Here is a 16,289-nt window from a genome sequence, read left to right on the forward strand (position 1 = left end):
TGAACACCTACTTTACCGCTAGTGTTGAGAGTCGACTCAATATTTTCTGTAATTCCATTGAATTTATTAACCCACGATTGCGTAGGAATTCATTAATATTCTTTTGTATGAGTCCAAAAAATAAATCAAGTTGTTCGAATGAATAGTTTTCCTTTTTAATGCCAATCTTTATTCTGTCATCTTTTATTAAGAGTTCTATCGATGTAGGATACTCATTTTCCTCGATGACAAAAGTGAAGTGTGTCCTGATTCCTACTAAATCTCGTTTATGAATGAAAAGGTATTTGCATATTACTTCATCTGTTAACAGATCATCACCCTTAACCTTAACAGTTTGAGGATTTTTACTTTTCGATGGTGTATCAAGTTCAACAGCATTAATTAAGCCTATCTTCCCGATTCTCGTGAGACCATGATAGATATAGTCTAGTATCTTAACTGTAGGAAAAGAAAATTCTTGAGTATCAGAAGGTAAGACACCAGATAGGTTTATCGAAACTGCCTTAACACTCTTACCAAGTAACTTGTACATGGCAATTAGTGCTTTTTCAAAATAATCTTTATTTCCAGTATAGACAGTAATGAGTTTAGTATTTTCATTGACGGTTATCCTAATTTTTTTCAAAGACGTACTCGGAGTGGATTCTCTTGCTTCAGGATCAAACCGCAAAATTTTACGGAATGCAGAGAGAATGAAAATCAATTCGTTATTCAATTTCTGATGATATTCTAAATACGATCGATCAATATGACCATTTTTAAGTAAATCATTGTGATTGTAGTCATATTCGGTATTATACTCGACAATTCTTTCCTCAAACTCTTCATTTGTTGGCAACTCTGAATCAAAAGAGGCAACAAATGCCGTGTATCGAATCTTTGGATTAAACGCTTTGTCAATAATAACACTTATACTCTCTTTCGGGATTGATGGTACTAAATTATTAATCAATTCAGGTTTACTAGCTTTCGGGTCAATCGGGATTGCATCAAACACCTTAATTAAATCTTTTAACGCACTGACACTGTTTTTGGACAGCGCATGTTTGAGTGTCAGTTCTTCCTGTGATATTTCTTCTTCAATCAATTGAACCTCGGCTGATTCCTTCAATCCTTTTCCTCCTCAACCCAATATGGGAGAATATCTCAATTCATCATACCTCATACAGGGTATTATTGGAACATAAATCGACAAACAATCTCTCCTTCAATTTGTGACATTTGTCCTAAACATTTTCACCAAATTAATCGAACATTTAAAAAGGGGGAACCTTCGGTTCCGCCCCAAAAACTTATACTTTCTATAATGTAAATAAAGTCCCCGCCAGCCAAATCCAGCGGGGATTTTGTATTACTCTACCAGATATTCGCTAACTTCAAATGTCTCGATCTTACTGAACGTGATGTAATCCTTCCTGCTCAAGAAGCTCGCCAGGTTGAACGTCTTGTTGATCGTGTAAACCTCGGTGCCGATCCCCTCTGCTCGGTTGTTGTACCAGTCAATGAAGGCATTCACTTCAGTCATTGAGAGGTCATATTCTTTCTCGAGCCCGCTGACTAAGGTGATCACCAGCAACGCACGATTTACGACCGGTGCTTGCGGTGTGGCGGATGCTTCATTGGAGTTTGCGCTCTCCCCGCCAGCGTTGACGGCCGTAACTACGTAGTAGTAAGTCGTGCCGTTGGTGACGGTTGTGTCGGTATACGTGGTGCCAGTCACGCTCGATGCGACTGTGGTGTATGGGCCACCAGCTGTGGTCGAACGCTTGATATTATAACTTGTTGCACTAGATACCACAGACCAACTGAGAGAAACTGTAGCATCCCCTGAGGTAGTAACTAAATCCTGTGGTGCACTAGGAAATTCCGGTGGCATATAAGCAATAGTTAAATTATTTACTGTTGACCCATTCGCATTCCCTCCTGCTACGTATATTTTACCTCCTATTGTCGCAGCTCCCGCAGAATGTACTGTTTCAGGCATATCTGATCTTCTTATCCATGTATCAGTCAAAGGGTTGTACTCTTCTACTTCAGACAATACACTTCCAGTACTGTTCCCACCGAATATATATACCTTGCCTTGAATAGAGGCTGATGAGAGACTCGCTTTACCTGTACCTAGACTTGATTTACTTTCCCATGCATCAGTCTCAGTGTTATATGCTTGCACTGACTTATTATTTATACCATCGTAGCCACCAATTACAAAAATTCTATTTTCTACTGCTGCTGCAGTCGTAGAATATCTCCCTGTTGGGATAGGAGCTTTTGTAGACCAAGTGTTTGTAGATGGATCGTACATTTCAACATCAGTAGGATTAATCGACCCATTTCGTCCACCGATGGCATACAACTTTCCATCAACGCTAACAACAGCATGACCATATCTAGGTGTAGACAAATTTGCACCTGACGTCCACGTATCTGTCATTGTGTTGTATATTTCTAAAGTTCCAATTGCCCCGCTTGCTGTTTGTCCGCCTACGACATAAATTTTATCACCAATACTTGCAGCCCCTGAATATTTTCTACCAGTAGGCATGCTTGTTTTTAGTGACCATGAATTGCTTGCAGGGTTGTATTCTTGAACCGTATTGGAGTAAATATTGCTTGTTAGCGTCCGACCGCCAAAAACGTATAATTTTCCATTGGCGGCAGATGCAACTGACATTTCATGTCTGCCTTGACTCATATCAGCCTTTGTCTCCCACGTATCTCCCGCAGCTGAAACTGAAACTGCAAAGAAAGATATCGCTAATGCAAGCATCATAAGAATAACAAACACTCTCTGAATATTTTTCATAAATCCTCCTATAAATGATATTTTTTATGTCATGAATTCGATACTACTCGTATCTCGAAGGGCTGTCCATGCAGAAACTTGAAAATAATGTATGTTTTAGTCGAATCATGAGAAATTCTTTTACAACTGCCCCGATACTTTCCGCAGCTCATTGGCAAGTCGGTGAAATTCTTCCTTCGCTTCAGGATCAGCAGTCGCACCGTGTGCTGCGCTGAGGAAGCTTATCACCTTATTAGCGTCCTCTGCACTTAGCGGTATGGCCGGCGCCTCGATCGCTGCACCGATTTGGTCGAACAGCGTCACGAGCTCCGATGCTGTCAGTTCGCCGCCGAATGCCTTCACCGCATAGGTGTAGTCCGTGAATGTGCCGGACCGGTATAGGGCATCCAGCCGATTTCCAAGCGCGCCCCACTCTTCAGTTGGTAATTGCATGTCGTTTCCTCCGTTTTGTAATCTCCGGTCAACCTCGGCTTTAAATGCTTCCCACTCCTCCGGATGCTCAACCCACCGCTTAGGGCATACCTTCCGCGTCACGTCGTAATGCCGCATGAAGTCGGCCGTTGTCAGGCCGTAAAGCTGACACAACTCCACGCCGATCTGTACGGCCCGCTCGTAGGTGGCCGGGTGAAAGCTCAAATCCGGCTCAATACACAATTCCACGCCGACGCTGAATGGGTTAGCCTGAGACGCGTGATATGCGACCTCATCGAGAGGGATGATGAGTAACGACTCCGATGGGTCGATGAACAGGTGTGCCGATGCGTATGTGTCGACCTTGTCGTCGTATGGGTCCTGCCGCACCAGAGTGTCGCCAAAGTATCCGAAGTGCCCACGGGCGGTGGCGCCAGGGTTGCCTGTGTAGTGCCAGACGATGTTCCGCGTCAGCTGTCGTTTGGTTCCGGGACGGCTGAAAGGGTTGATCGGTATGATGGCTTCATTCCAGGAGGTCATTTCTTATCGCCTCCTGGAGGATTAATTGATTTAATCTGTATTTGGGCGGCCGCAGCCGCCACGATATACGCATTTGCAAACGATAGGAAGTAAATCCGCCAATCCCACGCCGGCGCACCTTGCGCGAACTGAGCGGCAAGCAGCACGATCCACGCAATGAGAACCGCATAGATGTCGGTCGGCAGCCCCCAACGCACCGTCAGCCGGTCGACGAGCACCTTGGTGTACTGCACGATGTAAAAAGTCAATAAAGAAGCCCCGCCGATTGTCAGCAGGGCCGTCCAAGTAAAGAGTTGTCCGTTGTCCAAACCATTCACGCTCCTATGGTTTTCCAGATTAATGCGATTCCGCCGGCAATCACTCCAGCGATAATGGCTCCAAGCACGGTACGCCATAGCCATTTGATATCGTCTTGTACGCCACCCAGCCGTTTGTCTGTATCCGACTCGACCTTATCGATTCGATGATGTGCGGACTTGGCTCGCTGATCAGCCTCTCGTGCAATGTCGTCGGATCGATCGAGCTTGTCCACTAGTCGATTGACGCTGTGGGCCATATCGCCGATAGCTTTTGCATTCGCTTCCCCATTCGCCTCAAGCCGGCTAACTTTGACCGCGATGTCTGAAAGCATTTTGATTTCTGGTTCACTCATCCCCAACACCGCCCCGAAATAAAAATAGCTCCGATCGGTTCGGAGCCGGGCTCTACTCTTCGAAAGCTTCTACTGCATCGTAGGCAAGCGCGAGCTTGTCCATCTCGGCCTGCTCGAGTGCCGCCTGCTGCGTGGCGCCTTGGGCTTCACATGCTACTTTGTTCAGTTGCCTTTCATACCACATGGCCTGCAAGTTCCGCAGACGTTGCTGCTTGAGCTGGGCTTTGAGTTCGGTTGGTACGTTGGTTACGGACATGGTAAACACGCTCCTCTATAGGATTGAATTTAATGACGAAACCAGGTCGTTTAAATACGAAGCATAAATATCTTGATTAGGGCTTTTAGTTGATGGCGGCAAGGTGGGCGGACTCATTGGATTGATTGAGTTTACCGCTTCATTGAAAATAGTGGCGGTGAAGTAATTCCCGGTGTTCACGGTGGTAAACCCGAACGCTCCGAGACCTTTATATGTTCTGAAAGCATCGATCTTGGCGGTAAATGCATTCCACTCATCATCTGATAAATTGAAATCCCCTCCCGGTGTCTTAGAGAATGTCCAGCTGAAATTAGACGGCCGCGCCGGTACGGCAGTAAAACTCCCGGATGTCGGCAGGGTCGACCAATTTCCCTGCACATCTATAGCATAGGCGGCCAGCGTATACGAGGTCCCATGTGATAGGCCCGTGAACGTGTAGGATGCGCTTCCTCCGCTCTGCGAAGCTGTACCGTCATAAACACCGTTTTTGTAAAAAGCAAATCCACTCAATCCGGATGCGTTGCCAAGCGAGGGACTATTATCCCAGCCTGATGCTTGCACCTGGATCGAAGTGGATGTTGAGGTTAGTTTGACTATCGAATTAGCATACGGTAGTGTCTCGTCCTTAGATTTGATCGTGATCGGATCGCTTGAAGGTCCGACCCCATACGCGTTCGCCGCGTAAACCCGTATGCTATAGTCCCAATACTCCTTATCGATAGAGATAGTTGTAGATGTGCCGGAGACAGATGCTTTCCAAGTCCCATCCGCGTACACGTCATAGTAGGTCGCCGAGTACACACCTGACCAGTTTAAGCTCAATTGATGACCGGTCAGTGCGGATCCGCCGACTGTGGGCTTACCGGTTGGAGGGCTCGGAGCCAGATCGGTGATGTAGGACCCGGCACCGGTCTCGACCAACAGAACACCACCCACCAAACAGTCGTTAGCAATGCCATATGTGGTGTTCGCGCTCAGCCCGCTGAACGTCTGCGTGTGCGTGTAATAACCGTTCCCATCCGGATCGGACATGGCACTCGTGGCATACAGGCTGCCGTTAAGGTACCACTTAATCGTGCTCGCGTTGTAATAGTTGGAGTCAGCACGGATCGTAAGAGAGTTGTGTGTACCCGAGACATACGTTAGTGTGGTAGCCAAATCACTCCCCCCTTGGAACTACTAGACTCTGAAATCGTATTGAAAATTGGAACCCTCTATGTACTTCGCAGTTCGCCGCAGCATCCCCCCAACTCCAACCAAAAAGGAAAAACCTCCCTGCTGTCGAATAATGGTAGTTGTCCAGACTCACCAGTTTCGAACCGGAAGGAGGTTTAAGTTGAAATCGACTATATCCGTTTCAAACATTTCAAATGAATTGCTGAAAGAACTGCTTCCGCAGTATGAAGAGCAACTGAAGAATAATATTGCTGCGGTCGCCAATGAGGACGGAAGAGTTCGGAATCGTGCAATCCAAGTGGCAGAAGTTGAAGCCCTGAGAGTTCATTTAGAAAGATTCACCGTTCATCTTGTTCAGCGAGTTATTGATGAGATAAGTGTCCGCGAATCTTCTGGATAAGATCATCGCGATCTCGAAGTAACTCCTCTACATCCTCTACCTCTTCCGTGAACTTAATGCGTTGTGGTTGGGGCTGCTCGTATCTGAGGTCAACTGCTGACGATGATTCGAGCAGCTTCTGAAACTCATCGGGATCCATTGCATGCTTTCCTTGAACAGTTACTATCTGACTAGCGCAAGCTGATCCAGTAAAAATACCCTGATCTGTAATCGCTGTTTTGTCCATTCCGACATTCCTCCACTTTCATATATTGATTCAAAGGAGCTGATTGTTTTGAAGAAGTACCTGATCGGCGCCGTGGCCGGCGCTGCCCTGATGTTCTCCGCTCAAATCTTTGCCGAAGACGGCCTCGAGAAGATCGAAGCCTACCTCCGCCCGGGCCTACCGATCAAGCTGGACGGACAAAAGCTGCAGCTTGAAAACCCGCCGGTGATGGTCGACGGGTCTACGTATCTGCCGCTGCGCGAGATGGCCGGCATATTTGGCAAGGACGTGCACTGGAACGAAGCTGAGCAGACGGTGGAGCTGGGCAAGCGGGCGGGAACTGTCACGCCAGCTGCAACGCCGGGGCCTACGGTTACGCCCACTCCGCCGCCGATAGAGCAAAAACCGGAATTAAAGCAGCTACCAAACTATTCGGAAGCGTATGAAGCACTGGAGTTCGATGGGATCATATATGTTCCTGGAGACAAGGCTGCAAAGCACTTTAACTTGGAGATCGGATATGACCCAAGCAACGGATATAACTTTATAAAAGGGACCAATATCTTTTTCCTAGTAGGGGGTGCCTCTAAACCCGGTGATGACGGATTCCGTTACGGTGATGTTACCTACCTCCGGGAATCATTTTTCACAAGAGCCAAAACCGAATTAAATAAATGATCATTTGAACTTTGCATTTATGACTGCCGTGTTCTGAACCCAAGATTGCCCGGCAATATTGTCACCATTTATTTGGCCAGCACCAATAAAGGCTTTATTAATGTTAACCCCTATTACACCAAAAGCGTTCAAATTAATATCATCAGCTGCATTAATAGTAAGCTCGCCAGCATTATAACTAATTGAAGCTCCCCAACCAAATGCGCTTGAGAATTGAATCGATTTGGCAGTATTGCTACTTTGATTGCCAACATATATGTTGTTCCCGACCGTAAGGTCAGTACCGACATTGATTGTAGTTCCGGCAGAAATAGAGCCACCGGTTATTGATGGTGCCGAAAGTGAAATTCCCGCCACCACATAATTCGCCGTGATGCCAAGTGCATTCACGTATCCGGTGGTCACAGTATTACCAATGATGGTCGTTACTCCGGCCGCATCCTTAGCCGTACCGAGCCCGACATTGGTACCGACAATTAAGCTATCTATCATCGCAGTGCTAATCTTGGCAACGCCGGCGATCAGCTGGTCCGTGGTCACCTGGCCGGTATATATCCCGCCCGAGGTGAGCAGCGTCGTTTTGTTGTTCCAAGTTCCTGCGCTGCCAATCAACCCGTCTCCGATCGTCTGACCGAATGGACCGATGACAATCTGGTTCGCATAAACCTGAGCAAATTCGCCAAGGATGCCGACGACATATTCGGCGGCCACGCCATCAGCTGTGACGGCAGCGCGCACCGTCTCCCACCCATCTGTCGATACTCCCAAGCCCGCAGCGGTCAATTTGACTTGACGCTGGGGGTTTAGTTTATCTTGAGCTAGGATACCACCGTCCTCCGGGTAGATCAGCTCCGTTTTGGAATTGTTGATGTCGGTGATGGCTTGCCGAGCTGCCGATTCGAAGGCGGTGGTCCGAACGCGGCCGCCGGTCATCAGGTCGTCTACGATACGCTTGGACCGGTCCAGGTCGGCAATAATGTCGTTGTAGTCTCGCTTCAGGAAGTTGGCCAGATTCACGCTCGCATGCTTGTCCATGGCAAACGGGTATTCGACCAGCTCCACGATCCGGGCGCCGATGTCCAGCATCTCCATGCCTTCGTCAACGCAGAGTACGTCGTCACCGAGATATGGTTCCGGCTCTTCCGGATCAATTTTGTGCAGGTCCGCCGGGTTAATATGGATGTCGAGCTGCGGAACCTCAGCGCGCCGGAGCGCCTTCCTCGTTGCCTCCAGCAGCTCCAGCGGATCCTCAATGTTCTGGTCTATGATCTCGCCGTCGTAGTACGTGTTGGTCGAATTTGACCAGCTGGCGGCGTAAGGAGAGATCAGGTAGTTGACCTTGATGAGCCCGCCGGCGATGGCCCCCGGGACCGTGTTCAGGAGGTCTTGTTCCTCGCTCGTAAGGTGCGAGGCCGGCAGGTCGATAAAGGTTAGTCCGTCCTTCATCTGAGCGAACATGCGCGTCACCAGCGCGCCAACATCGTCGCCGAAGGTGAGGCCCATTGTGTTCTTGCCGTACCGGTACTGCAGCCCGCGGTCAATGCCGATCCGTTCCTTCAGGTGAATGACGAAGTTGTCGGGGTCCACCTCGCAGCCAAAAGTGCTAACCACGAAGTTCAGCGCCTGCAGCGCATTCCCCCGCCCGAAATCCTTGATGTCCTTCGGATCAAAGGTTGAGTCAATCGAGAAGGTGAATACGCCGCTGGTCGCATCACTGATCGCATCGGTGAGTGTGCTAATCGATACCCCAAACGCTTCGCCGACATAGGCATCGTATGGCATTTTGATATCGGCCAGCTTGAACATGACATGCCGGCAACTCACCAGCGCCATCCGCTTCAACTTTTTCCGATCCCTTCGTCGGCTGTTGATCACATAAAATTGGCCACGCTCGTCTTGAACGTGGCCTTTCAGTCGGATGGAGTCAACGTAATCCTCGCTTGTCATCGGAACTTGGAAAGATAGGTCGTAGTCCGAATTGATCCGGCGCCGCCGCTGGACCTCCGTAGCGTCCGTCAGGATTCCGAGAGGAACAAGATTCTTGTCGAAGACCTTTAGCACACGCTATCACTCCCCATAGCAGACCGTGAACGCCTCAAGCACCGCCCGCCGGTCGCCCGTATTCTCGAAGCGGACCGTCACGGCCTCTACGGGATTTGGCAACTCAACGATTCCGCCGGCGGGCTCCACCCCGTTTATAGTCATGACGATCGTTTCCGATCCGATCAAGCGCGCAACGTGGAAAACGCCATTCGGCTCGCCCAGCTCATAGGTCGCTTGAATGTGGCATCCGGGCGGGATCGAAGTGAACTTCATACCGAAGTCGGCGACGGAGCCGCTGTCCGGATCGAGCGGCATGAACGCCTCATTCGCGAGAAAGCTGTTGCCAAACGTGTACGAGCAGCCCGTCTGCTGCTTCAAGCGTTGGATAAGGTGAGTGGTGACGTCGGTGTACGAGAACAGCTCCGGCTCCTGCGTGAACCAAGCGGTTCGTTCGGTGATGATCGTCTCCGTGGCCGGTTCCAATCCCTCCGCGTACTCCTCCGTCTCGATCGGCGGCTGCGGCTCGTAGGTGGTCAACTCCTCATCCACATCCATCCAGTAGAGGGGATCGCCCTCACTGTCCTGCTTCTGCACCTCGATCACCTGCGAGGTCCACAGCGGCAGCGGCGAGCCGCTCGGCTGCTCCTCCTGTCCTGTAACGTCGCCCTCTTCGTCGTATAGGTCGACCAGCACGGTCGGCTGATACGACAGTTGCACGTCACCGTCCATGAGTGGCACACGAACCGTCTGATCGACCATGATCGGCATGATGGTCGGCTCTGTTGTCTCGATCCGGCGCGTGATCGTGGTCACGTTCTCCGCATCCGGCTGCGGCAAGAGCCAGAAGCCTTCCTTGACGCGCTGCTCGGGCGTCTGGACGGTCTTGTGCAGCCCGGCTACATTTACATCCCGGACGGCAAACTCTAACGGAGAAGGGAGCCGGTCGGCCTCCGCGTACTTGTATGATTCCTTATTGAAGATGATGTCCATGGTTACACTCCTCTCAATAACGGACGTCCCGGGATCCGGAAGCTGTCATATACGCCTGAGTCCGCGTAGTATTGCAAAACGGTACTCTTGCTCTTGCGGAACGATACGACAATCAACTTAATTTCTCCGTTATCCACGACAATCATCGGCAAGTATATAACCGCTTCACTAGGTAACGTAGTCGGCAAACTGAATTTGAATGTTGGATTGTTTTGCGTGAAGTTGTCCCCTGTCAGGAGCATACGCTGACTCGAACCTCGAACCACGGTTTCGCCTAAGGTAGATCCAGGATCAATGTACGTTCCTGCTTTTGGCACAACCCTGTAGAATCCGTTTGGAACCGGATTTACTAAGTTTTGCTTTAACGTCAGACTGTCTATCGTTGTCGATACGCCTTCGCTCGTAAACTTATCCGCAATAAGATTGTAATCTTGGACCGAGGAAGGGAGTCGCGTGCTAAGTCCCCCAATTCCTGCTGTAATTGAATCGCTTGGATAAGCCCCAGTTCCCAACGTGCTTATCATCGGCGTCCCTATGGCGAGAATCTTCGACTTTCCGATGCTGCCTTGACCCTGATACGGCACATACCGATAATTGAGCGACACGACATCACTGTTCGCCCCGCCGCCCAGGTAGCGATAGCTGCGGGCTGGGAACTTAAGCTTGACCGTCTTCGTTTCCGGCTGCACAAACACAATATTTGATTTTACGTAATCAACGTAGTCAGCCATCGTATTGTCCAGCTTGGCATAATCCATGAGCAGCGTCGACGCATTCGTGGCGCTGGCCGGATAAGTCGGGTGTACGAGGATATGCGCCTTCTGGCTGCTGTTGATGTACTTAATCAGCGTAGAATTCGTGCTGTTCGTGTAGCTCAGCGTCTCGATCGTTCCAGCCGTTCCCGTCGCAATGCTCACCCAAGCCGAAGTCGTGTAGTCGTAGACCTTGACCGTCGCCCCATTAGTCAGAACACTGGCGTTGTCGCCCGATCCCTGTGCAAGGATCGCCGCCGCCCAGCTGCGTAGCGCTTTACGCATCTCCGACAGAGACATGCCGTAGTGTGAGAAATCCAGCTCGACCAGCGCCATCGGGTATTGCCCGTTGCTCGACGATGAGAGCGTCATGACGGTGCCGTCTTGTTTGGACAGAGCATCGTAATCGGACTGCGATAGCTCCAGCGCGAATGTGCTCGGCGCATCGAAGGTGGCTGAGGTCTTGTACAGGACACGGTGTGGCAACTCCACCAAACTACCGGAGCGCTTGCCGATCAGGTTAAGCGTTTTTTTCTTAACGCGTCCTGGTGTCCACGCGGCTGCAAATGCGCCTTCCTGTAGCTTCAGCCCGTCAACGTAAAAGGTAACCGCTTGTGCCGGCGGCGTTTCGTCAGTCTGAACAAATACGGCCAACGTGGCATGGCTGCTGTCTGTTTTGATGGTTGCGGTAACATATTGCCAGCTTCCCATTGCCGTGAACTTGACTACCTTAGTCAGATCCACCGTATCACTGACTTGCATCTGCATCTTAGTGCCTGACGGAGCATTGACCCAAACCCCACCGCTGTAATAGGTGTTTGTTCTTACGGTTATTGCTGCCGATCGGCAACCCTCGCCCGCAGCCGATCCAGGTGTGACCACTTTTACCGAAGATGGCCCTACTTTTGACTTGGTAGCATCGATACTCATTACACCACTATTAATAGCCGTGTAATTTGCCAAGTCCAGAGGACGCGCCTGATCTGCGGTCAGCATGTTCTCGCTGAGCTGCGGGAACGGGTTTTCGGGTTGTAGCACGGTGAAGCCGGTTTCGGCTACGTTCAGCGTAATGGACAACTCAACGTAGTCGGTGTTGATGATCGACGCGGTCGTGCCGTCGGATGCATCAGCGTAGGCGATGAAGTGGACGAATCCATTTGCGTCTATCGTATTATTGCTGTTGATTATTGCATTACTCATTGTTAAAGAAATTTTAGCCACACTAGCGGAGGTGGTCGAATCGGATGTGCTAGCATAGTTTTGATATGAGTTATCCGAATTTCTCCAACCTCTAACTGTGGCTTTATTTCCTAATGGCCCTGATCCGAAGCCATTCCAATCGAATCCTATAGAAATATTAGCCTTGAGCAACGCGACTTTCTCCGCCACCGTCTGCGCTCCACCGAAGATGCCTTCGCCGTATTTGTCTTCGAGCAGGCGGATTAGGTCGAAGGAGAATAGGTGTTGTGCAATGGTAAGGTTATTGCTTCGGGAACTTGAAGCCGTTGTTCCATCCAGAACGCCACTTGAACCATATGCGTTTTGTGATAACTCTGTCCAAGATCCGCTTGAGGGCGCCAGTAAAGATGTTGTATTATTTGCCGCATATGCCACATGAGGTATTAAGTCTGTACTACTTGATTTTTTGCCTACAAAATTCGCCTTCGCGCTCACCGTCGTACCCGACACATTTCGTTGATCGTTCACATAGACATCATCCACATTCACTGACACATTGGTTAGCCCTTTACCGGGCGGGATATTGTGCGAGTACGTTATAACCGCATTCAACACGTTGGCGTTGCCGAGCGTTCCGTCCGTGGCTGTGGGCATCGTGCCGACCGTAAACGTCGCCTCTTTGGTGCCAAGACCCGCCCACGATCCCGGCATCGAGATCGAGTACACGCTGGTCGCATTTGGCGTCGGGCTCCACGCGCTCACTGTCGCAACCTTCGTACTGCCTACGTAGTCGGTAATTGTCCGGCTCTGTCCGGCGCCGGTACCGCTCACGATCGTAACGACAAGCCCATTATAGTAGTCATCTGCTACCGATGCGTCAGCGGCCATGTTGAGCGTGGTACTGGTGCTACCGGATTGGGCCGTCTTGGATTGCTGCGGCGTGTAAGCGACTTGTGGGACGCTGGATGCAGATGTGGTTTCTATTACATAAAACCCAACTTGATTGGAGTCGAAAATGATTCTTGTTCCGCTAGACCAAGTAACGGTCAATTGATTTCCAGATATAGAATTAACGGTACCCTCTCCGCTGCCCGAAATTATTCCAACAGAGAGATCGTCGATTCTGTAAATCTTGTCATTTACCGCGAACCTTGATGCGCTATCCACTTCAAAAACAGACTGAATAGAACCCGAGTTATAGCTAATGACATTAGTTACTCTCGCCAGTCCAGTATCCGCATCAATCACGCCGCCGATAATCCCCACATCGCTCCGCACCTTGATTGTGCTACCGCTTGCCCATACTCCCTCGCTTGCCTGCGTGACCGCAATATGACGCTGCGGCGTCCGTAAAGCCTCGACGATGTCCGTCCGCGTCTCGCTGGTCAGCGGGTCGCCGAATACGCTGCGGTTCGCGTGATACTGCGATCCGTTTACGCCGTCGTAGTGGATCAGGCCGTTGTTGCCCAAGTGCGAGTTGTAGCCTTGGTAGTCGGCGGGAAGGTACCAGCGACCGTATGGGACGTAAACATTAGGAAGAACAGAGTCTTTAACAAGATGCGGTTTTATTGTAAGATCAGTGGTTGTAAATCTGAATCGTATATATTTTACATTCGATGGTGTTGTAAATACGGTTGAACCAACCAATGCATGGTTTATGAATGAAAAAGAACTGTCATAATAAAAGACTCTTGTATTCAAACTAGATGATGATGCCGTTGTGATTACGTAATTTGTAGAGGGTAATACTTCTGAATAACTAGCAGTACGAACCATAGTACCATCGGCTTCGCTTGCCCCCGTTGAAGTATTCATAGTTCCAGATTCAATTTGTCCATCCCATAGATTCTCGACCCAATTCGGTAACGAATCCACATACGGATACAGCGCCGCGATCTTGTCGCCGCCTGTCCAGTTTGCGTCTACGTCGATGAGGGCATATTCGGCTGCGGGGATTTCGTATAACCGAAAACCATCAATATCGGTTGTTATTGCGGTTGTTGTATTATCAGTAAACCAACATCTAACTAATTTTGTTGTACCATCCCCTTGTAATTTGACGTACACAGTATCATATCTGTTTATTACTGTGGTCCGTTTCGTCCCACTTCCGACTACTTCAATCCCGGCTTTATTCGAGACACTACTATTCACATCGACTACTGCTAAGTAGTATTTACCAGTTTCAAATAAGATTGATTTATCTACCCTTGCGTTATTGTTATTGGACCCACTGGAAACAAACCTTTGTGCCTTGGTTCCGTATTTAGCATTGCTAGACAATGAAATTGTAGCGCCTAGAGATGAACCATAACTGTAATTCCAACCTCGTCCAATTCCACTTCCCCCATCAACTTCAAAGTTACCATCTGCCCCAAACAGATTCGCCAACTCCACCATCGTCCCATCCGCCCGTTTCACCGTCACCGCCTGCAGTTGCTGCGGCAATCCGAGCTGATCCACACGCCGCAAGCCATACGTCTCCCGCACGGCGGTCTTGGTGTCCTTGGTCGTGAGCGCACCACGGATCGTTGCGTCAAAGGCGGCTTCCACTTCTGCCGTGATGTCGATGCGGATCGGTGTCCGGTGCCGCAGGTCGATGCAGTCGGATACGTCAATGATGTTGCTATAGAGGCCATCTGGGCGGTCAGAAGCTAGCGCTAGAGTAACTGTGCCCATTGAAGCTACTGCCGGATTGATGGTCATGGTTGTTCCGCTGTCAATCGATAGAATGGTCGCGAATAATGTACCGCCTAAAGACACAAGTCGATCGCCAGGAATTAGCCCTGTTGTAGTCGTGCCTCCAGTCAAAGTGACTTGTTGGCTTACACCTATTACAGAACTTCCTCCAGCAAATGAAACCGTCTTGTAATCACGAGCCCCGTTCGGGTTGTCCGCCCGCCATCCGCCCGAGTTTCGGCGACCCACTCCGGGTTTGCCAATTCGGAATAGCGGGATAGCGTAGACGTAGCCATCGGCAGTTGCTAGTCTGGCTTTAGAGGTATTGGTGCCATCCCCTGCTACATATAGCCCTTGATCGTCATTGAACCGCCATTCAGCTGTACCGGATGAGTTAGAAGCCTTTCTGAACCCATCATACCCATTCGTGTAAGACGAGAGTGGAGAAGCGTTCCCACCCTGAGCCAGGGTAGACCTGTTGATTTGAGAGGCAATCGTGGAATCACCAGAGACAAAACCATCGTTGTTGTAAGTGCCAAAATCAACCCCCGCCACCGTCCGAATCCGCCACGACAGGACACCGCGCTGCCCGGTGGTCGGATACCACGCTTCGAGGAATACTAGGTCGTCCCGTGTGCCATATGTCGGAGCAGCGGGAAGGGTAATTTCATGCCGCCTCGTAGTCGCATTCGCCGATCCATACACATTTGTCTTGTATCCATTCAGCAATGCCTGGAATCCTCGGAATGAAAGAATGTTCGCGAACGATGCAACCGGCGTCAGTGGAATAAACAGCTGTCCGTCTGGCTTCCCACCTGTGTCCGAGGTGCTGACTCCACCGGTCCAATCGAGAACCCCACTGAAGCTCCGCTGCCGCTCCATCTCCGCACGTGCCGTGTCGATTGCTGCTTGATATAGGTCTGCATCGTCCAGTCGACCGTCGAGTGTGGCAAACCCGTTACGAGCGTCGAGAATCTCCGTGTTGCTCGCGCCAGCTCCGGCGACGATCTGTGTGATCCGTTGGTTTACCTCCCGAATGGCCGGCCCGGCCTTTACAGAGGACAAGCCGCTCGCGCCGGGTGTAAACCCGATGTTCTCTGCGTCATGGGCGGCAGAAGAATCGTTGTGCGCCTGCAGCTTCGTCTCGATGTCGGCCTCGTTAGTCGTAATCTGCTCTTGCAAGCTAGCCAGGCTACTATCGTGCTGTGCATCCTTTGTTTGCAGCGCACCGATTGCCGCGCCGTTGGCGCTGATCTGTGATTGCAAGTTGGCATCAGCTGAAGCTCTCGTTGAGGCCTCGGCGTTGTCCGCTGCTTCTCGTGCAGCCGCTTCGGCGGAATCCGCCGCCGCCCGCGCTTCAGCTTCGTCTGCAATCGCGGCAGTTCGGTCAATTATCTCATCGTTGATTGCTTGTTCAACGGCTTTGAGGTCCGCATCCGCGGTGTCCCAGTTCTCTTGGATTCTCTCCAAATCCGCCATTGTCGTGTACTTGGTGATCGTATGGAATCGATCGTTTGCCATG

Annotated in this window: 13 protein-coding genes; 2 read left to right on the plus strand and 11 right to left on the minus strand. The window is 50.2% G+C overall.

Annotation, left to right across the window (positions count from 1 at the left end):
* Positions 1 to 7: 7 nt before the first annotated feature.
* From PKO02S_RS07990 to PKO02S_RS08020, 7 genes are all read right to left on the minus strand, one after another.
* Entirely contained in the window at positions 8 to 1,111 is a 1,104-nt protein-coding gene (locus PKO02S_RS07990; RefSeq protein ID WP_127580787.1) for a hypothetical protein, read from the minus strand.
* A gap of 240 nt (positions 1,112 to 1,351) precedes the next feature.
* The gene (locus PKO02S_RS07995) at positions 1,352 to 2,806 is read right to left on the minus strand and encodes a Kelch repeat-containing protein (RefSeq protein WP_127580789.1); all 1,455 of its coding nucleotides are present in this window, start codon (positions 2,804 to 2,806) and stop codon (positions 1,352 to 1,354) included.
* Between the two features lie 120 nt (positions 2,807 to 2,926).
* Positions 2,927 to 3,757, minus strand: a complete 831-nt coding sequence (locus tag PKO02S_RS08000) for a peptidoglycan recognition protein family protein (RefSeq protein ID WP_127580791.1) — start codon at positions 3,755 to 3,757, stop codon at positions 2,927 to 2,929.
* Entirely contained in the window at positions 3,754 to 4,074 is a 321-nt protein-coding gene (locus PKO02S_RS08005; protein ID WP_246066877.1) for a hypothetical protein, read from the minus strand. Before PKO02S_RS08005 ends, PKO02S_RS08000 begins: the two co-directional genes overlap by 4 nt.
* Positions 4,071 to 4,409 (minus strand): hemolysin XhlA family protein, encoded by a 339-nt coding sequence (locus tag PKO02S_RS08010; RefSeq protein ID WP_246066878.1) that lies wholly within the window; start codon positions 4,407 to 4,409, stop codon positions 4,071 to 4,073. Before PKO02S_RS08010 ends, PKO02S_RS08005 begins: the two co-directional genes overlap by 4 nt.
* Positions 4,410 to 4,461: 52 nt before the next feature.
* Positions 4,462 to 4,665, minus strand: a complete 204-nt coding sequence (locus PKO02S_RS08015; protein WP_127580795.1) for a hypothetical protein — start codon at positions 4,663 to 4,665, stop codon at positions 4,462 to 4,464.
* Positions 4,666 to 4,680: 15 nt separating this feature from the next.
* Positions 4,681 to 5,823 (minus strand): phage tail protein, encoded by a 1,143-nt coding sequence (locus tag PKO02S_RS08020; RefSeq protein ID WP_127580797.1) that lies wholly within the window; start codon positions 5,821 to 5,823, stop codon positions 4,681 to 4,683.
* Between the two features lie 178 nt (positions 5,824 to 6,001).
* Here PKO02S_RS08020 and PKO02S_RS08025 point away from each other — a divergent pair, with 178 nt between their 5' ends.
* On the plus strand, positions 6,002 to 6,241 hold the full coding sequence (locus PKO02S_RS08025; protein WP_127580800.1) for a hypothetical protein: 240 nt from the start codon (positions 6,002 to 6,004) through the stop codon (positions 6,239 to 6,241).
* Here the strand turns inward: PKO02S_RS08025 and PKO02S_RS08030 are convergent.
* The gene (locus PKO02S_RS08030) at positions 6,204 to 6,467 is read right to left on the minus strand and encodes a hypothetical protein (RefSeq protein ID WP_127580803.1); all 264 of its coding nucleotides are present in this window, start codon (positions 6,465 to 6,467) and stop codon (positions 6,204 to 6,206) included. The two genes, PKO02S_RS08025 and PKO02S_RS08030, sit on opposite strands and share 38 nt — an antisense overlap.
* Before the next feature lie 48 nt (positions 6,468 to 6,515).
* On the opposite strand from PKO02S_RS08030, the gene PKO02S_RS08035 reads away from it, so the two are divergent.
* On the plus strand, positions 6,516 to 7,124 hold the full coding sequence (locus tag PKO02S_RS08035) for a stalk domain-containing protein (RefSeq protein WP_127580806.1): 609 nt from the start codon (positions 6,516 to 6,518) through the stop codon (positions 7,122 to 7,124).
* Here the strand turns inward: PKO02S_RS08035 and PKO02S_RS08040 are convergent, their stop codons facing one another.
* From PKO02S_RS08040 to PKO02S_RS08050, 3 genes are read right to left on the minus strand one after another with little or no spacing between them, the layout of a single operon-like run.
* Positions 7,125 to 9,185, minus strand: coding sequence for a phage tail protein (locus tag PKO02S_RS08040; protein WP_127580809.1), 2,061 nt, complete (start codon positions 9,183 to 9,185; stop codon positions 7,125 to 7,127).
* Positions 9,186 to 9,191: 6 nt separating this feature from the next.
* Entirely contained in the window at positions 9,192 to 10,157 is a 966-nt protein-coding gene (locus tag PKO02S_RS08045; protein WP_127580812.1) for a hypothetical protein, read from the minus strand.
* A gap of 2 nt (positions 10,158 to 10,159) precedes the next feature.
* Positions 10,160 to 16,288 carry a hypothetical protein gene (locus tag PKO02S_RS08050; RefSeq protein ID WP_127580815.1) on the minus strand — a complete coding sequence of 2,043 codons (6,129 nt, stop codon included), beginning with the start codon at positions 16,286 to 16,288 and terminating at the stop codon, positions 10,160 to 10,162.
* Between the last annotated feature and the right edge of the window lies 1 nt (position 16,289).

The sequence above is a fragment of the Paenibacillus koleovorans NBRC 103111 genome, from assembly GCF_004000845.1.
GTDB classification, from domain to species: Bacteria; Bacillota; Bacilli; order Paenibacillales; family NBRC-103111; genus Paenibacillus_AA; species Paenibacillus_AA koleovorans.